The sequence below is a fragment of the Kribbella sp. NPDC051718 genome (genome assembly GCF_040681515.1).
Classification (GTDB): Bacteria; Actinomycetota; Actinomycetes; order Propionibacteriales; family Kribbellaceae; genus Kribbella.
In genome coordinates this window covers 148304-165986 of sequence record NZ_JBFAYZ010000009.1, presented here as the reverse complement: position 1 = coordinate 165986, position 17683 = coordinate 148304, and the positions used below count along the sequence as shown (strand labels likewise).

The following is a 17683-nucleotide window of genomic DNA, read 5'->3' as shown; positions in this document are numbered from 1 at the left end:
TGTGGTTAAACTTCCATAATCCGGAAGTACCGAGCAGATCGGAGCCCAGCGTGGCGGAAGTGGCAGGCCCAGAACTGGCTGGGACGACGCCTGAGGGCGCGGGAGCAAAGCCCCGCACTGGGAGCGTGCAGTCGATCGAGCGGGCGTTCGCTCTCCTCGAGATGATGGCCGACGCCGGTGGCATGGTCCCGCTCTCCCAGCTCGCCACCACGTCCGGACTGCCGCTGCCGACGATTCACCGCCTGGTCCGGACGTTGGTCGACCTCGGTTACGTGCGGCAGGAGCCGTCCCGGCAGTACGTGCTCGGGCCGCGGCTGATCCGGCTCGGCGAGGCGTCCTCGCACATGCTCAGCATCTGGGCCCGCCCTCATCTGGCGCAGCTGGTCGACCAGGTAGGTGAGTCGGCCAACATGGCGATGCTCGACGGCGACCAGATCGTGTACCTGGCCCAGGTACAGTCCCGGCACTCCATGCGCATGTTCACCGAGGTCGGCCGCCGCGTCCTCCCGCACTGCACGGCCGTCGGCAAAGCGATCCTCTCCAAACTCCCCGAACCCGAGGTCCGCGACCTCCTCCACCGCACCGGCATGCCCCAGCACACCTCCACCACCATCACCGACCCCGACGAGTTCATCGCCCAACTCCACAAGGCGGAATCAGACGGCTACGCCCTGGACGAAGGCGAACAGGAACAAGGCGTCCGCTGCATCGCAGTACCAGTCCCCGACGCCCCTTCCCGCCTGGCCCTCTCCCTCTCCGGCCCCGCCGGCCGAATGACCGAAGACCTCCTCCACCAAGCAGTCCCCCTCCTAACCCAAGCTGCCAAATCCCTCTCCGACGACCTCCGCTAAGACCCCACCCAGCCTCACCGCTCGCCGCTCGCCGCTCGCCGAGAGTGGTTGCTGCGGGCAACTAGCTGCTCTCCATGCACGCACAACCCGGCGCGCAAGCGCTTTCCTAGCGTGTCGGGTCGGTGCGCGAGAGGTTATGCGTGCGTGGCGGTCCGCCCCTCCGGCTGCACGAAGCCGTCAGGCCGACCACGATCCCGGCCTACTTGGTCACCGGGACAAGACTTACGGCACGCGGCTGAGCCACTCCTCGGTGCCGAACTTCGAGTCAACCCGGCGCTGGGCCTCGGCGACCGTCTCGTCGTCGATACCGGCGTCGGTGAGGCCGTAGCGGTTGGCGAAGGTGCGGACGAGGCGGGTGATCACCTCGGCGCGGTCGAGGCCGGTTTGGCTGCGGAGGGGGTCGACTCGTTTGCTGGCGCTCTTGGTGCCCTTGTCGGACATCTTCTCGCGGCCGATCCGGAGTACCTCGACCATCTTCGCGGCGTCCATGTCGTACGCCATCGTCACGTGGTGCAGCACCGCGCCACCCGCGAAGCGCTTCTGGGCGGCGCCGGCGATCTTGCCCGCGGGTGAGGTGATGTCGTTGATCGGCTGGTATGTCGCGGCGATGCCGAGTTCGTTCAGCGCGCCGACCACCCAGTCGTCGAGGAAGGCGTACGAGTCGACGAAGGACAGCCCCGAAACGAGCGACTCGGGGACATACAGCGAGTACGTGATCGTGTTGCCCGGCTCGACGAACATCGCGCCGCCACCGCTGATCCGGCGTACCACCGTCACGTCATGCTTGGCCGCCCCGCCCAGATCGACCTCGTTGGCCAGCGACTGGAAGCTCCCGATGATGACCGCGTTGGAGGCCCACTCCCAGATCCGCAACGTCGGCGGACGCTCCCCCGACCCGACCTGCTCGGCCAGTACCTCATCCAGCGCCATCTGCAGCGCCGGCTCCCGCGGTACGTCGTGCACGAACTCCCACGCGTGATCCGTCCACGCTGTCGCCCCCATCAGCGCCCGCCGCACCGCAACCGCCACGGCCTCCGGCGAGAACCCCAGCATCTCGACCCCCTCGCCGAGCACCCCACGAACCCGAGCCGCGATCTGAGCCACCGGCATCTCCACCGGTACCCCGGTCAGCGCCCCGTTGATCCGCTCCAGCGCATCATCCGGCTCCAGAAAGAAGTCCCCGCTGATCCGCCCTCGTCGCACCACCTCATCGACGACGTCCAGATCAGCTACAACCAGCTTCCCACCAGGCACCTTGTATTCACCATGCACACCACTAGCCAACCACCCGCCACCCAGAGATGTTCCTCAAGACCCCCTCCGGGAGCGATCATCAGCCATGCGCGAACGCCTGAACTCGACCCCCACCTGGGCCCTGCTGCTGATCTTCTGGCTCGCCTGGGCTGCCGTGACGTTCGCCATCGGCATCATCGAGACCAGAGATCTGCTCTGGTCAGTCGTGTCCGCCGCCGTGATCTCACTCGTCATAGCCACCGGCATGGCCCTGGCCATCAAGGCCAGACTGCGCTGGGAGAACGGCGCACTCGGCGACGCCCCGAAGGACCACCGTCGGCTGGCCCTGAAGGCCGCCTGGAAAGGCCCGATCCCCACCGACCCAGAGCTCCGCGCGACAACCCTGGCCGTCGCCCAGGAACAACTCCGGCAGATGCGCCGAGGCCGCCCCCTCCAGATCATCGCCATCTCCCTGGCAGTGATCTCCGCCATCGGCCTGGCCGTCACCAACTCCCCTGGCAGCTCCTCCTGCTCGTCTGCTACGTCCCCCTGGCCATCACCTTCGTCTACGCCCCCAGCCGCCTCCGGAAACGCATCGCTCTGCTGTCCGAACCGGAGTAGGTGTATCAGCGGACGTGCGCCGAAGGCTCTCGAAGGGAGGTGATCACACCCCGAGACGAGGGCGGCACAGATGTCGGAACTGAGCGTGGACGTGGAACTGCTGGCCATCGGCGCCGGGCCGTCGAACCTGGGGCTCGCGGTGGCGCTCGAGGAACTGGCCCCGGAGCTGGCGGAGAACAGCCTGCTGATCGACCGGAATTCGGAGATCGCCTGGCAGCAGGGCATGTTGATGCCGTGGGCCACCAGCCAGGTGTCGTTCCTGAAGGACCTGGTGACGCAGCGGGATCCCACCAGCAAGTTCTCCTTCCTCAACCATCTGTTCGAGACCGGGCGGATGGACGAGTTCGTCAACATGAGCACCTTCACGCCGTACCGGGTGGAGTTCACCGAGTACCTGCGCTGGGTCGCCGCGTCGCTCGAGAAGGTGAAGATCGAGCTCGGCCGCGAGGTCATCTCGATGCGCGCCAAGACGGACGAGACCGGCTCGGTGACCGGCTGGGTCACCACGCTGGCCGACGGCAGCACGATCAACAGCCGGTACCTCGTGTACGGCGGGAGTCGCGAGGCCAACATCCCGCCGGTGCTCGCCGACCTGCCGCCCAACCGGGTCGTGCACAGTACGGAGTACCGGCAGCGGGTCGCCCAGTTCGACGGCGAGCTGCCGTACCGGGTCGCCGTCGTCGGCAGCTCTCAGAGCGCCGCGGAGATGTTCCGCGCCCTGCGTGACGACCTGCCCGACAGCGACGTCGCCTGGCTGATGCGGTCCATCGGGCTGAGCTCCGACGCCTCCAGCAAGTTCACCAACGAGCTGTATTACCCCGGCTTCGTCGACGAGTTCTACGACGCCCGGCCGGCCGCGCGCGAGCAGATCCTGCAGGAGATGTACCGGACCAACTACTCCGTCGTCACTCCGCCGATGCTCGAGCACCTGTACGCCGACCTGTACCTCGACCGCTTCAACCACCGTACCGAGCGTCGCCTGATCCCGATGGTCGACATCACCGGCGCCCGCGACACCGGCGACGAACTGGTACTGGAGCTGACCGACCGCCGCACCGGCGCGGTCACCGAACTCCACCGCGACGTCGTCTTCCTCGGCACCGGCTTCGACACCCGGATGCCGCGCCTGGTTCGCGAACTGGCGAGCAGCCTCGACCTCGACCGGATCGACGTCACCCGGCAGTACCAGCTGGAGCTCGGCGTACCGAGCGCCGCGGCCGTCTACCTGCAAGGCGTCAACGAGCAGACCCACGGCATCTCCGACACCCTGCTCAGCGTGCTGGCCCAGCGGGCGGAGGAGATCTGCCGCGACATCATCGCCCACCGCGAGCGGATCCCGGCGGCTGTATCAGGCGAAGAGGCGGCCGCGCTCTAACGGGTGGCAGAACGGCGACCCCGAGGAGACCCCGGATGGCAATGGTCGAACTGGAACGGACCCCACTCGACGAGGTGGCCCGGGCCCGGGAGCAGGCCTTCGCCGGTCTGCAGGCAGCGATGCCACCGGCCATCCTGGCCGAGGCATTGCAGTGCACCGTCAAGCTGCAGGCCGAACTGCCGCATCGCGAGGAACTGGAGAAGAACCTCGTCATGGTGGCGTTCGGCGGCGGCAAGGACAGCTCGTACACGCTGGCCTTCGTCCGCGCGATGCAGCTGATCCTGTACCGCGTCCACGGCCGCACGTTCAAGATGCGGGTCGCCACCAACCGGCACGCGGGCATGCCGCGGCCGGTGATGGAGAACATCGATCGCGAGTACATCGCGCTGCGACTGTTCGACGATCCCGACTGCGAGCTGCTGCTGGTCGACGGCGACGAGGTGTCGGAGTTCTACGTCGACTCGCCGCAGCGCGAGCACGTGATCCGGCGCAACCGGCTGGACATCCTGATGACCGGCCACCGCACCTTCGCCGACGGTCGCCCGACGTTCTGCAACTCCTGCAATCTCAGCGTCTTCAACGCCTTCGGGGTGGCCGCGGCCTACGGCGACGGCGCCGACATCATCATCACCGGCGACTCGCCGCGCGAGCAGCGGCAGTACACCGCCTGGGTCGGCCGGCTGGCCCGCCAGATCCGGGCGACCGACCCGGGCACGATCCGCGAACACGCCAGTACCGAGAACGGTTTCGGCAAGGTGCTCGGCCAGCTCGACGACATCGCCGGCGCCTACTTCACCGACATCCTCGGCCCCGACGCGACGACGGCGATCGCCGAGCGGCAGGTCAGTACCGCGGTCCCGGACCGGTTGAAGTTCTTCTCGATCTACGACGAGACCGACTACGCGGCCGGTGACCACTTCGAGCTGCTGACCGGCTTCCTCGGCTTCCAGTTCGACGACCTGGCCTTCAGCTTCACCGAGTCCGACTGCGCCAACCCGGCCCTGATGGCGCACCTGCGCGGGATCAAGGCGGAACACCTGTTCCAGCGCTCGTACGACGAGGGGATGGCCGAGTACGTCCAGTTCGCCCTCGGCCTGATGCGCAAGAAGGACATCCCGGCCGGCCTGATCGAGACGATGCGGGCCCGGTACGACACCCCGGACGCGCTGAAGCGGATGCGGCTGCTGGCCGAGGAGTACGCGCTGGAGACCTTCGCCCTCACCGAGAGCCACCTGGTCTGCATGACGTACTCCCCCTTCGCCGGCCAGGGCGCCGGGCTCGAGCAGTTCATCGAGCGTGAGCACCCGGAGCTGGTCGACCGGGTCGCGGAGATGCACAGCCTGCTGGCCGGGGTGACCAACGATGTCGAGCTGGCCGCCGAGCTCGAGCGGATCAGCGGCCTCGAGCCGAGCCAGTTGCGGGTGCTCTACAGCCGGTCGGTGCAGACCCCCGGCGGCGGTGGCGCCCCGGTGATCGACCTGATCCTGCAGGGCGATCCGCACAAGGCGGTCATCGAGACCAAGCACTCCCAGAACGGTCCGAACACCTTCGAGCAGATTTCGGGACGGTAACCCATGGTCGTACACATCTCCCGGCTGGATCGTGACAATCTCGTGCACGAGTACAGCGTCGACACCCAGCGGCTCCAGCCGTGGGCGGTGCTGAACGCGCCGTTCGAGGTCTCGTACGCCGTCTGCCGGGCGAACACGGTGTCCAAGCTGCACACCCACCACGAGCAGGAGATCTTCGTCGCCGTCTCCGGCGAGGTCGAGGTCGAGTGCGGTGGCGAGCGGCAGCCCTTCCGGGCCGGCGACGTCTGCTACTTCACGCCGGGCCAGCTGCACCGGGTGCACAACCACAACGACGAGGACTTCGTCTTCACCAGCATCTGGTGGGATCCCGAGATGTCGCACCGGTTCCTGGCCGAGCATGCCGGGTCGGAGACCGAGAAGCTCGCAGCCGAGGCACGCGAGAAGGAAGACGAGAACGCGGCGACCGCCGCGGCAATCGAGAACTCCGAGCGCGAAGGAGCCACCGCGTGACCGGCGTACTGCCCAAGGACGACGACCGTCCCGTCCTGGTCCTGGGCCCGAACCCGACTCCCAACGGTGGCATGCATCTCGGCCACATCGCCGGGCCGTACCTGGCCGGTGACGTGTATGCGCGCTACCAGCGAGCCCGTGGCCGCAACGTCATCTTCACCACCGAGACCGACGACAGCCAGACCTACGTGGTCGCGTCGGCCGCTCGCGAGGGGATCACGTCGGAGGAGCTCTGCAGGCGCTCGACCGGCCAGATCCAGGAAGCCCTGCAGGCGATCGGCATCTCGTACGACGGCTTCGGCCCGTTCGACTCGATGTACAAGGCCACTGTCCTGCAGTACTTCAAGGCGCTGCACGACGCGGGAGTGTTCAAGCTCAAGACCGTCCGGCTGCCGTTCCTGGAGCGGACCGGCGAGTTCATGGTCGAGGGTCTGATCGAGGGCGACTGCCCGGTCTGCCTGAGCAGCAGTCGTGGTGGCCTGTGCGAGACCTGCTGCCACCCGAACAACTTCGACCAGCTGCTCAACCCGCACTCGACGATCAACCCGGACGACAAGCTCACCTACCGCGAAGCCACCATCATGGTGCTGCCGCTGGAGGAGTACCGCGACCGGCTGACGAAGTACCACGAGTCGCTGGCCACCCACCGGCGCCCGCACGTTCGGCAGATGATCGCCGAGCTGCTGGCCCGCCCGTTGCAGGACGTGCCGATCACCTTCCCGCTCAACTGGGGTATCGACGCGCAGTTCCCGGAGGTCCCCGGCCAGGTGCTCAACGCCTGGCTCGAACTCATCCCGGCCGGCATGTTCACCACCTCGTACGCCGCCAGCAAGCTCGGCCGCGACACCGTGCCCGGTGAGCTGTGGAAGAAGGCCGAGAACCTGCGGATCGTGCACTTCCTCGGTTTCGACAACGCGTACTACTTCTGCCTGCCGCACATCGCGATGCTGATGGCGCACGGCGACAAGTACGTCTGGCCGGAATCCATCATCAACAACGAGTTCTACGAGCTGGAGAGCTCGAAGTTCTCGACCAGCAAGCGGCACGTGCTGACGCCGCAGGAGCTGCTGACGGAGGTACCGCGGGACGTCGCCCGGCTCTACCTGGCGCTGACGGCCCCGGAGTACCAACGGTCGACCTTCAGCCGGGCGGGCCTGGACAAGATGGCCGAGGACCGGCTGATCGGCCCCTGGAACCAGCTCGCCGGGACGCTGGCGAAGGCGGTCGCCAATGCCGGCGACGACAGCGCCCGGTTGCCGGTCACCCCGGGCGGGCGCGGCCGGATCGTTCTGATGCTGGAGCGGTTCGACCTGTTCTACGAGATGCCGACGTTCAACCTGAACCGCGCGGCGGACACCGTACTGACCCAGCTCGACCGTCTGCGCGGCCGGGCGGCAGCCCTCGACGGCATCGGCCTGGACGAGCAACCCGAAGCCTGGGGTGACCTCTTCGCCGAGGTCAAAGCCCTGCTGGCGTTGGCTTCCCCGCTCCTGATCGACCTCGTGGCAGCAGCAAAAGCGGCCGGCGTCTTCGACGGTACTTCGAACGCTCTGCTGGCCGCCGGAGCCTTCGACGCCGCCGACATCAAGCCGTTCGCCCCGCCGCTCCTGTCGGCCGAGCCGGCCGGCGCGCTCGCCGGAGGTGGGTGATCCCGGATGCGGATCACGGTGGTAGGTGGTGGCGTGATCGGGCTGCTCACCGCGATCGAGTGCGTCCGCGCGTCCGGCGCCCACCAGGTGGATCTGGTGGACGCCGGTCCGATCCCGTCGCCGCTGGCCACCTCGAACGACCGGCTCCGGGTGACTCGCGCGCTGCACCGGGGCGACCCGGTGCTGACGGCTGCGGCCGCGGGCGCGCATTCCGCCTGGCAGGATGTCGAACGGCTGCTCGGTACGCGGTTCTATCACCCGACCGGTGCCCTCACGGCGATGCCGGCTGAGCAAGCCAACGTCGAACTGGCGGAGCTGACGGCCGACGGCGCGAAGGCCTGGGCGCTGTCGCCGAAGGACCTGGCCAACTGGTATCCGCGCGTCAACTTCCCCCTCGGCAGCGCCGCCGTACTCGAGGCCACGGCCGGCGTGCTGCTGGCCGACCATGCCTTGGTCGCCATGGCGCGCTGGCTCGCGGAGCATCCCCGGGTGCGGCTGCTCCCCCACCGCCAGGTGGTCGCGGTGTCGGAGGTCGAGGGCGACGGCGTGGTCCGGTTCGCCGACGGCGCGACGCAGTCGGCGGATCGAGTGGTCATCGCCGCCGGGCCCTGGTCGCGAGAACTGCTGGCCAACTCGGTCGGGCCGGACCTCACGTTGTACCGGCAGAGCGTGCTCTCCTACCGGCCGCCGACCTATCGCCGGAACTGGGCGGAGATGCCGGTGGTGCTCGGCCTCGGCCCGGACCGCGATGCCTGGTTCATGCCGACGGTGGCGCAGTCGGAGGCACCGATGCGGCTGAGCGCGGCGAGCGCGTGCCGCCCGGTGGACGAGATGACCGACCGCGGTACGCCGGATCAGTGGCGTCATCACCTCGTCGACCTCTTCACCCAGCTGATCGACGGTTTCGATCCGGCCGGGGTGGTCGGCGCCAACGACGGCTACTACCTGGCCGAGCGCACGCAAGGTGGGCCGCTGCTGGCTGCGTACGGAGCAGGCACGATCTGGGCCTTTGCCGCGTGCGGCGGGATGTCTTTCAAGTTCGCACCCCAGATCGCCCGGGCGATCGCCGATCGTGCAGTGGGCGAATCGCCCCGCGCGACCGGTATTGAGTCGATCGACAGGCCGCGCCAGCTCGCCGCGGTCGGTGAGGAGTAGATCTACATGAAGCTGCTCGCTCTGGAGGCCGTGCAGAACGCCGGCTATTACCAGTCCCGCTACCAGCAGATCGAGGAGTTCGGCGGCACGCTGTCTGTGCTGAATGGCCTCGGCCAGGAAGGCTATTGGCCGGCCGACCGGTACCGGATCGCCGGCTCCAAGCACATCGACGACATCATCAAGGCCGCCCAGGAATGGCACGCCGACGAAGGCTTCGACGGTGTCCTCACCTTCTCGGAGTCGGGTGTGCTCACGGTCGCCGCGGTGGCCGAGGCGCTCGGGCTGCCTGGCGTCGGTCTCGACGCGGCGCGGATCAGCCGGAACAAGCTGCTGATGCGGGAGGCGCAGGAACGCGGTGGCGCGCCGGTACCGAAGTACCGGCTGGTGCCTGATGTGGACGCGGCGCTGAAGGCGGCCGAGGAGTTCGGCTACCCGATCATCCTGAAGCCGACGTTGGGTGCCGCGAGCAACTTCGTGTTCAAGGTGGACAGCGCCGACGAGCTGCGGACCCGGTTCCCGCAGGCGCTGGAGGGAATGGCCGGCATGTCGTGGTTCCGGATGGAGCCGGACGGGCTCGACCTCGGACCGTACGGCCTGCTGGTCGAGTCGTTCCTGGACGGCCGGGAGATGCAGATCGAGGCGCTCGCCTGGGACGGCGAGGTGTACCTGGGATCGATCGTCGACCGGATCACGATCGAGGGCAACACGTTCGACGACGACGCGCACCAGGCGCCGACCACGCTCGACGCGGACCAGCTGGCCGCCGTGCACGAGGTCGTCACCAAAGCTGCGCACGCGCAGGGACTGAAGCGCAGCGTGATGCACGCCGAAGTCCGTTTCCACCAAGGCAAACCGCACATGCTGGAGATCGCCGTACGGCCCGGCGGTGGTGGGCTGGACTACTTCGCCCGCCTGAGCACCGGGTATTGCCCGATCCGCGCCACGATGGCGGTTGCCTCAGGGGTGAAGCCCGAGGTCCAGCACTACCACCCGACCGGCGTCCACCTGGCCGGCACCTGCTTGATCAGCGCGCCCGGCCGGATCGAGCAGATCACCGTGCCGCCGGCGGTGGCCGAGTCGGACCGGGTGTTCTTCCTCAAGATCACCGCCAAGCCCGGTGATGTGGTCCGGCGGCCACCGGACGGCAACAACATCCTCGGCTTCCTCTGCACCAGCGGCGCGACCTTCGACGAGGCGATCGCGACGGCGTACGAGTTCGCCGCGCAGATCGACGTACGGCTGGCCCTCCCCGCTACAGCCTGACCAGACCCACAAGAAAGGTGACCTGATGTCCACAACGTTGACCACGCAGGATTCCGGCCAGCCGTCCGAGGCGGGCCGGCCAGTCAAGGGTGGCATCGTCACCTGGGCCTGCAACCCCGGCTTCCCGCCCGCCGCGATCTTCCCGTTCACGCCGCGGGAGCGGATCGGGATCCGGAACCTGTACGAGTTCCAGATCCTGATGTTCCGCCCGCTGTACTGGCTGGGCAAGGACGGCGCGGCCGGCGTCGACTACGACCGCAGCCTGGCGCACCCGCCGGAGTGGAGCGACGACGGCCTGAGCGTCACCGTCACGCTGAAGGACTGGCAGTGGTCCAACGGCGAGCCGATCTGCGCCGACAACGTGATGTTCTGGGTGAACATGATGGCGGTCAAGGGCGACCGGCTCGGGTACTACGTGCCCGGCTACTTCCCCGACAACCTGTCGTCGTACGAGAAGATCGCCGAGGACAAGGTCCGGTTCACCTTCAACGAGGTCTACTCCAAGACCTGGGTGGAGATGAACCAGCTGACCCTGATCACCCCGATGCCGAAGGCCTGGGACCGTACCGCCGAAGGCCCGGCGCGGGCGTCGTTCGACAAGGACGACATCCCGGCCGTCTACGACTACCTGGTGTCGGAGAACGGCGAGTGGACCGAGGAGGCCAACCTGCACCGCGGCGGCTGGGCCGACAGCCCGGTCTGGAGCGTCGTCAGCGGCCCGTGGAAGCTGAAGAGCTACGACCTCGACGGCCTGGTCACCTTCGTCCCGAACGAGAACTACTCCGGCCCGCACAAGCCCCAGCTGGCCGAGTTCCGCCAGGTGCAGAACGACACCGACGAGCTGATGTACAAGCGCCTGCTGGCCGGGCCGGACGCCGAGGACGGCATCCACATCGGCTACCTGCCGCCGGGGATGGAGATCACGGACGGCAGCCCTGACCCGCTGGCGGAGAAGTACCGGGTGGTGCCGCAGGACGTGTTCGTGCTCCGGTACATGCCGTTCAACTTCGACAACGACTCCGACGCCGCGGCGATCTACAAGCACGCGTACGTCCGGCAGGCGCTGCAGATGTGCCTGGACCAGGACCGGATCATCGCCGAGGTCTTCAACGGCAACGCCTACCGGATGGACGGGCCGATCCCGCCCTCGCCGCCGAACCCGCACGTCTCCCCCAAGCAGCGCAACGACCCGATGCCTTTCGACCCCGAGGCCGCCAACGAGTTGCTCCGGGCGCACGGCTGGGACACCAGCACGATGCCGGCCGGCTGCGTCCAGCCCGGCGAGGTCGCCGGGTGCGCCGGTGAGGGTGTGGAGATCGGCGCCCACATGTCCTTCACGATCCGGTACGTCGAAGGCAAGGACGCGCTGCTCAAGCTGCTGGAGATCTTCAAGGAAGACGCGGCCAAGGCCGGTATCGAGCTCAAGCTGGAGCCCGTCTACGGCTCGGTGATGGTGGCCGAGGACCACAGCCCGAACGTACCGAGCAAGCGGCTGTGGGAGATCAACACCTGGAACGGCGGCTGGTCGTTCTACGGCCACCTGACCGGCGAGATGCTGTTCGCCACCGGCGCCGGCAGCAACTTCGGCGACTACTCCGACCCGGTCGCCGACAAGCTGATCGACGCGACCGTGCACAGCGACGACCCGGAGGCGCTGTACGCCTACCAGGACTACCTCGCCGAGCAGGTGCCGACGATCTGGTCACCCGGCTTCCCGAACCGGATGTTCGAGGTGGCCAAGAACCTGCGCGGCGTGGAGCCCTGCAACCCGTACGGCCTGATCAACCCCGAGGACTGGTACTACGTCGAGGACTGACCCCGGCAACGCGAAAGCCGCCCCAACCGATTCGGTTGGGGCGGCTTTCGCGTTCCGTCAGTGCTTCAGCGGGGTGGTTGCCGCCGGCAAGTGGTGCATGCCGCGCAGCAGGGTGCTCGGCTCCCACTCCAGGAACTTCGGGTCGGCGGTCATCCGCAGATCCGGGAAGCGCTCCAGCAACCGGGTCAGCGCGATGTTCGTCTGCATCTTGGCCAGCGGCTGGCCGATGCAGAAGTGCGGACCGTGGCCGAACCCGAGGACGCCCTTGGGCTTGCGGTCCAGGTCCAGCTTGTTCGCGTTCGGGTACTGCGCCTCGTCGCGGTGGGCCGACAGGATCGACAGCGCCATGATGCTGTTCTCCGGCACCACGGTGTCACCGATTTCGATGTCCTCCAGCGAGAACCGGAAGGTGGCCACCCCGACGCCGCCGTCATAGCGCATCAGCTCGTCGATCGCCTGCGACATGATCCCCAGGTCGCCGCGCAGCCGGGCCATCGCGTCCGGGTTGGTGAGCAGGCTGAGGATCGCGTTCGACAGCGTGTGCTGCGAGGTGATGTGGCCGGCCACGGTGTAGAGGAAGATCATCGCGACGAGCTCGTCGTCGGTCAGCCGGTCGCCGTCCGGGTTGCCCTCGATCATCGCGCTGACCATGTCGTCACCGGGGTTCTTGCGCTTCATCTCGATGATCGACTGGCCGTACTCCTGCACGTTCTTGGACGCCTGCTCGACCACCTCCGGCGGGTGCCCCGCGCCGACCAGCTCGACCGCCCACTGCTGGAACCGCTCGCGGTCCTCGAACGGGATGCCGAGCACGTCGCAGATGATCACGATCGGCAGCGGCTGGGCGAACTCGGTCACCAGGTCGACGTCGTCGCGGCCTTCGAGCTTGTCCAGGTACTGGCCGACCAGCTCCTCGATCCGGTCCCGGAAGTTCTCCATCCGCTTCAGCGTGAAGGCCTTGCTGACCAGCGCGCGCAGCCGGGTGTGCCGGGGCGCGTCGGTGTTCAGCATGTGCTGGGACAGCTCGTCGTCGAAGCCGACGTCGGGCTTGTCCGTCTCGACGTACGTACCGGTGTGCCGGGCGAACATCTCGTTCATCCGGGTACCGTCCTTGCTCACCCGGGGGTCCTGGAGCAAGGTGCGTACGTCGGCGTACTGGGTCACGAGCCAGACGTCGGCACCGTGCGGGAAGACCACGTGGTGCACGCGGCCCGCCTTCCGGTACGGCTCGAGAATCTCGTACGGCCTCTGCATGAAGTCGTCCGGGATCCGGTCGAGGTCCCGGTGGATTTCGATGGTCATATTGGTCCGATCCTCCTGCCAGCGGGGCATGACGACGCGGGGGGCACACGCGGTCCGCGATGTGTCGCCGTCACCCCACCAGAGGCAGCCCGGATACTCCCCTGATACACGTGTTTTAGTTGCCTGCAAACCCTGTCGGAGCAGCGTTTCGCGCGGTAGCGTGCGGGACCAAATGTCCGCTGGCAGACCCGCCCCGGACAACTCGCCTGCCCGGAACCAAGGGGTGAAGTAACCGATGAGTGAAGAAGTCGACCGCGATCCGGCACCGGCCGAACAACCCGGTACCGGGCTCGGCGCGATCGCGACCTGGCGGCAGACATCACTGACGTCCAAGGCGCTGCTGTTCGGCGTGTTCGTCAACCGGCTGGGCGCCTTCCTGCAGATCTTCCTGGTGCTGTTCATGACGCACAAGGGGTTCTCGGCCGGCGAGGCCGGCTTCGCGCTGGGCGTCTACGGCGCCGGCCACGTGCTCGGCTCGTTCGTCGGTGGCTGGCTCACCGACCGGCTGAGCGCCCGGGCCGCGACCCTGATCAGCATGCTCGGCTCGGCCGCCCTGATCGTGTCGATCCTGTACATCAAGCCGTACTGGCTGATCCTGCTCGCGATCCTGGTGGTCAGCACGGTCAGCATGCTGAACCGGCCGGCCGCGCAGGCGATGCTCGCCGAGCTGACCAAGCCCGGTCAGCTGGTGATGACGATGGCGATGTACCGGCTGGCCATCAACCTCGGTACCGCGGTCACCCCGATCGTGGGTGTCGCGCTGGTCTCGGTCTCGTACAACCTGCTGTTCTGGGCGGAGGCCTTCGCCGCGATCCTCTACAGCGCGATCGCGTGGAAGTTCCTGCCTGGCAAGCCGAGTGCTGCCGAGGCCGCCGAGAAGGCCGCTGCGAAGGCGGCCGAGAAGAAGCAGGGGTACCGGGCGGTCCTGGCCGACTGGCGCTACGACTTCTACCTGGCCGCCGTGTTCCTGGTGACCATCGTCTACTGCCAGTACCTCGCGGTACTTCCGCTGGCGATCGTGGACGACGGCATGAGCCTTTGGTGGTACAGCCTGGTGGTCTCGGCGAACGCGATCGTCGTGGCGGTGTGCGAAGTACCGGCGACGAAGTACGTGCAAACCTGGCCTTTGCGCATCACCGCAATCGCCGGCTTCGGCCTGGTCGCGGTCGGCTATGGGATGTACGCCATCGCCCTGATCCCGGCGCTCCTGATCGTAGGCACCATCATCTGGACGGCCTCCGAGATCATCGGCGCCCCGACCACCTTCGCCTACCCCGGCATGGTCGCGCCGCCCCACCTGATGGGCCGCTACTCCGGCGCCATGCTGACCGTCTTCGGCCTGGGCAACGCCGTCGGCCCCGCAGTAGGCGTCTGGGCCTGGTCCCACCTGGGCCAGTCCTTCTGGATCTGGGCCGCCGGCGTAGCAGTCCTCTCCGCAGTCTGCGCCCGCATAGGCATGCGTAGGCCAGACGGCGAGCCGTCGAAGATCCCAGCTCCCACCCCCACCACGGATCCCAGCACCGAACCCGCCACCTAACAACTGCTCACGCGAAGCAGCACAAGCGAAGCGTCGTGCGGGCGGAGAACAGCGCGGCCCTCCGACACCAGCTGCCAACAAGAACGGCGCCGCGGCCCCCCGGGCCGCGGCGCCGTTCTTGTTGGTTACTTGACCGGAAGCGCAGTGCCGGGTTCTACGTCTGAGTCTTCTGGGAGGACGTGCATGCCGGTGCCGACGGAGGCGCCGGCCTTGAGGCGGATTACCTCCAGGTCGGACTCCACCGTCGCGGCTCGGGCGAAGACGCCGCCGAAGCCGTTGACGACCGTGAAGACGCCCCAGTTGACCAGCCAGGGCACCGGATCGCCCTCGGGCATCGGGAAGTACTCCACCACCGGCCGGATCCGGCGCTGGACGATCCAGGAGCCGCCGACGGCCGACCGGACCCGCTCCTCCCACTCCTCCGCGCTGGTCTCCGCGCGCCAGCCCAGCAGTACGCCGTCACCGCCGTGCAGCTGCGTCGGCTTGAGCACCAGGTCGTCCTGGTGCGAGAGCACGTAGTCGATCAGGTCGACCCGGCTACCGTCCTCCAGAGTGACCTGCTCGGAGCGGACCGCCCGCGTCCACGGCAGGATCCGGTCCAGGCTGGCCAGCGTCTCGGCGTCGAAGTGCTTGCGGTTCGCCTCGTCCGACAGCATCGCCAGCGCGCTCTTGCTGGCGAACATCTCCGAGTCCAGCGGCGTGAAGATCTTCACCTCACCGCGGGCCGCCGCGTCCAGGATCGGCTCGGCCAGCGCGAACGACTCCGGGTCCTCGAGATCCTCCAGCATGAACAGCCGCTGGATGATGTCGAGCTTCACGTCGCCGAGCCAGACCCCGCCGTCGCGGACCTCGAGCTGCCCGATGTGCCCGAAGACGGTGTCGATCCCCATCTCGGTCAGCCGGCCGGAGAAGTGCTGCATGTACGGCTCGAGCGTCTCGTAGCTACTCGGCCAGTCGACAGTCGCCATCTTCGGCCGCGAACCGGGCGCGAACCCGCTCTCCACCAGCATGTCGTTGACCTGCTCGCGCATCGTGTCGACGAAGGTCAGCCGGTGCTTCTGGGCGAACTCCAGCATCACCGGCTGGTCCAGCAACGCGGTGGCCATGTCGGAGTGGTCGATGCCACCGAGCGCGCTGCCCATGTTGAACTCGAGCAGCTTGAACCCGTCCTCGGACAGGTACAGGTCGCCGCGGCTCTGCTTGGTGACGGTCGTGCCACGGCTGCGCAGGACGGCCGAGACCTGCGCCTCGCTCAGTCCGACGGCCCGGCCGAACGCGCCGAAGTCACCGCCGTACAGCTTGTCGGGCAGGCTGACCAGGGCCGCGTGCATGTTCAGCATGTCGTGCGCCAGCTGCTCGGTCTCCTCGGCACCGAGGAACAACGGGCGGGACAGGTACCGGCCGCCGTAGAAGGACTGCAGACCGACGGACTCGGGTTGGGTGCTGGTGAGTTCGCCGGCCGAGATCCCCCGTCGCTTGACCTCGTCCAGGTACAGCGCAGTGAGTTCAGCTCGGCTCAAGCCGGTAACCATATGTCGGACCTCCGAGTGGGCTGGGCGGAGCAGAGCCGCTCCTACTCGCAAGAGACCTCGACCGGCCCCCGGAAATACACCCCTGGTGGGAGGTATCTGACAGCGCCCCCCGCATCCTCTGGTGGGCATGGAAAACACTGCTCGGCAGGCCACAGCCCGCCACTACCTGATGTGCCCGCCGACCCACTTCGACGTCACCTACTCCATCAACCCATGGATGGATCCCGGCAAGCCGACCGACCAGTCGATCGCCATGGACCAGTGGCAGCGGATCCACGACCAGCTGATCGACCTCGGCCACACCGTCGACGTGATCCCACCGCTCGAAGGCCTGCCCGACATGGTCTTCGCCGCGAACGGCGCCACCGTGTACGGCGACCGCGCGCTGGTGGCCCGGTTCCGGTTCCCCGAGCGGGACGCGGAGTCGGCGGGCTACCTCGACTGGTTCGCCGCCAAGGGACTCAAGGTCCGCCAGGCGGCGCTCGAGAACGAGGGTGAGGGCGACTACCTCGCCGCCGGACCGTGGATCCTGGCAGGCAACGGCTTCCGTACCGACCGCCGCAGCCATGTGGAGACCGAAGAGTACTTCGGCCGCCCAGTGATCGGCCTGACCCTGGTGAACGACAAGTTCTACCACCTCGACACCGCGCTGTCGGCGCTCGACGATCGCACGATCATGTACTACCCGGCCGCCTTCACCCCCGGCAGCCAGAGCATCCTGCGCGAGCTCTTCCCGGACGCGATCATCGCGGACCACGACGACGCCGAGGCGTTCGGCCTCAACGCGGTCTCCGACGGCAAGCACGTCCTCATGCCCGAGGGTGCCGCGAACCTGGTCGCTCAGCTGCGCGCGGCAGGCTTCGAGTCGTTCGGTATGGACGTCTCCGAGCTGCTGCGGGCCGGCGGCGGCGTGAAGTGCTGCATCCTCGAACTGCACGACCAGGTCTAGTAGTGATCGACTACGACGGCAGGAGGTTCCGCGATGTCGCGCACGCCGAGGGCGACGGCCCGTCGGCTGTGTACCGGCAGCGCGGTGACCTCCTGTGGGGAGACTTCAGCGGCGGCAGGGTACGGCGTGGATCGCTGACCGGCGTCTGCCGGCCGGACGGCTCGATCGAGTTCACCTACACGATGGCGCTGGCCGATGGGACCGTACTGGCGGGGCACTGCGAGAGCACGCCCGAGATGCTTCCCGACGGCCGGATCCGGCTCCACGAGCGCTGGGAGCGGTACGGACCTCAGGCGGCTAGTGGTGTCTCCCAGCTGGACGAGATCGCCTCACCCTGAGCAGGCCCGTGTATCAGGGC

The 17683-nt window shown here is 67.8% G+C and carries 15 protein-coding genes; 12 read left to right on the top strand and 3 right to left on the bottom strand.

All coding sequences use genetic code 11. The annotated features are described in order from the left end of the window. The first annotated feature begins 50 nt into the window (after positions 1–50). Positions 51–851 (top strand): IclR family transcriptional regulator, encoded by an 801-nt coding sequence (locus AB0M15_RS30400; RefSeq protein WP_363825359.1) that lies wholly within the window; start codon positions 51–53, stop codon positions 849–851. A 222-nt stretch (positions 852–1073) separates the two neighbouring features. Here the strand turns inward: AB0M15_RS30400 and AB0M15_RS30395 are convergent, their stop codons facing one another. After that, positions 1074–2123 (bottom strand): biotin/lipoate A/B protein ligase family protein, encoded by a 1050-nt coding sequence (locus tag AB0M15_RS30395; protein WP_363825356.1) that lies wholly within the window; start codon positions 2121–2123, stop codon positions 1074–1076. Between the two features lie 67 nt (positions 2124–2190). Here AB0M15_RS30395 and AB0M15_RS30390 point away from each other — a divergent pair, with 67 nt between their 5' ends. From AB0M15_RS30390 to AB0M15_RS30355, 8 genes are read left to right on the top strand one after another with little or no spacing between them, the layout of a single operon-like run. Then, the gene (locus AB0M15_RS30390; RefSeq protein ID WP_363825353.1) at positions 2191–2748 is read left to right on the top strand and encodes a hypothetical protein; all 558 of its coding nucleotides are present in this window, start codon (positions 2191–2193) and stop codon (positions 2746–2748) included. A 27-nt stretch (positions 2749–2775) separates the two neighbouring features. Further along, a complete protein-coding gene (locus tag AB0M15_RS30385; protein ID WP_363825350.1) occupies positions 2776–4080 on the top strand; it encodes a SidA/IucD/PvdA family monooxygenase in 1305 nt (434 codons plus the stop codon). A gap of 35 nt (positions 4081–4115) precedes the next feature. Then, entirely contained in the window at positions 4116–5651 is a 1536-nt protein-coding gene (locus AB0M15_RS30380) for a PqqD family protein (RefSeq protein ID WP_363825347.1), read from the top strand. Positions 5652–5654: 3 nt separating this feature from the next. Then, positions 5655–6122 (top strand): cupin domain-containing protein, encoded by a 468-nt coding sequence (locus AB0M15_RS30375; RefSeq protein ID WP_363825344.1) that lies wholly within the window; start codon positions 5655–5657, stop codon positions 6120–6122. Beyond that, the gene (locus AB0M15_RS30370; protein WP_363825341.1) at positions 6119–7771 is read left to right on the top strand and encodes a class I tRNA ligase family protein; all 1653 of its coding nucleotides are present in this window, start codon (positions 6119–6121) and stop codon (positions 7769–7771) included. The genes AB0M15_RS30375 and AB0M15_RS30370 overlap by 4 nt, the downstream gene beginning before the upstream one ends. Positions 7772–7777: 6 nt before the next feature. After that, positions 7778–8926, top strand: a complete 1149-nt coding sequence (locus AB0M15_RS30365) for an FAD-binding oxidoreductase (protein ID WP_363825338.1) — start codon at positions 7778–7780, stop codon at positions 8924–8926. 6 nt (positions 8927–8932) lie between these two features. Further along, the gene (locus AB0M15_RS30360; RefSeq protein ID WP_363825335.1) at positions 8933–10189 is read left to right on the top strand and encodes an ATP-grasp domain-containing protein; all 1257 of its coding nucleotides are present in this window, start codon (positions 8933–8935) and stop codon (positions 10187–10189) included. A gap of 25 nt (positions 10190–10214) precedes the next feature. After that, positions 10215–12005, top strand: a complete 1791-nt coding sequence (locus AB0M15_RS30355) for an ABC transporter substrate-binding protein (protein ID WP_363825332.1) — start codon at positions 10215–10217, stop codon at positions 12003–12005. Between the two features lie 57 nt (positions 12006–12062). Here the strand turns inward: AB0M15_RS30355 and AB0M15_RS30350 are convergent, their stop codons facing one another. Further along, a complete protein-coding gene (locus AB0M15_RS30350; protein ID WP_363825329.1) occupies positions 12063–13307 on the bottom strand; it encodes a cytochrome P450 in 1245 nt (414 codons plus the stop codon). Positions 13308–13542: 235 nt separating this feature from the next. On the opposite strand from AB0M15_RS30350, the gene AB0M15_RS30345 reads away from it, so the two are divergent. Further along, positions 13543–14844: an MFS transporter gene (locus tag AB0M15_RS30345; RefSeq protein ID WP_363825326.1), complete on the top strand. Its 1302-nt coding sequence runs from the start codon at positions 13543–13545 to the stop codon at positions 14842–14844. Positions 14845–14969: 125 nt separating this feature from the next. On the opposite strand, the gene AB0M15_RS30340 is transcribed toward AB0M15_RS30345, so the two are convergent. Next, positions 14970–16364, bottom strand: a complete 1395-nt coding sequence (locus AB0M15_RS30340; protein ID WP_363825323.1) for a hypothetical protein — start codon at positions 16362–16364, stop codon at positions 14970–14972. 139 nt (positions 16365–16503) lie between these two features. Here AB0M15_RS30340 and ddaH point away from each other — a divergent pair, with 139 nt between their 5' ends. Together ddaH and AB0M15_RS30330 are read left to right on the top strand one after the other, a co-directional pair. Next, positions 16504–17325 (top strand): dimethylargininase, encoded by an 822-nt coding sequence (ddaH, locus tag AB0M15_RS30335; protein WP_363825320.1) that lies wholly within the window; start codon positions 16504–16506, stop codon positions 17323–17325. Positions 17326–17327: 2 nt separating this feature from the next. Continuing rightward, entirely contained in the window at positions 17328–17663 is a 336-nt protein-coding gene (locus tag AB0M15_RS30330; RefSeq protein ID WP_363825317.1) for a hypothetical protein, read from the top strand. Positions 17664–17683: the final 20 nt, after the last annotated feature.

Bases quoted from the DNA above. Each gene is read 5' to 3' on its own strand.
- AB0M15_RS30390 (WP_363825353.1), top strand. From the start codon at position 2,191: ATGCGCGAACGCCTGAACTCGACCCCCACCTGGGCCCTGCTGCTGATC.
- AB0M15_RS30385 (WP_363825350.1), top strand. From the start codon at position 2,776: ATGTCGGAACTGAGCGTGGACGTGGAACTGCTGGCCATCGGCGCCGGG.
- AB0M15_RS30380 (WP_363825347.1), top strand. From the start codon at position 4,116: ATGGCAATGGTCGAACTGGAACGGACCCCACTCGACGAGGTGGCCCGG.
- AB0M15_RS30375 (WP_363825344.1), top strand. From the start codon at position 5,655: ATGGTCGTACACATCTCCCGGCTGGATCGTGACAATCTCGTGCACGAG.
- AB0M15_RS30365 (WP_363825338.1), top strand. From the start codon at position 7,778: ATGCGGATCACGGTGGTAGGTGGTGGCGTGATCGGGCTGCTCACCGCG.
- AB0M15_RS30360 (WP_363825335.1), top strand. From the start codon at position 8,933: ATGAAGCTGCTCGCTCTGGAGGCCGTGCAGAACGCCGGCTATTACCAG.
- AB0M15_RS30355 (WP_363825332.1), top strand. From the start codon at position 10,215: ATGTCCACAACGTTGACCACGCAGGATTCCGGCCAGCCGTCCGAGGCG.
- AB0M15_RS30350 (WP_363825329.1), bottom strand. From the start codon at position 13,307: ATGACCATCGAAATCCACCGGGACCTCGACCGGATCCCGGACGACTTC.
- AB0M15_RS30345 (WP_363825326.1), top strand. From the start codon at position 13,543: ATGAGTGAAGAAGTCGACCGCGATCCGGCACCGGCCGAACAACCCGGT.
- ddaH (WP_363825320.1), top strand. From the start codon at position 16,504: ATGGAAAACACTGCTCGGCAGGCCACAGCCCGCCACTACCTGATGTGC.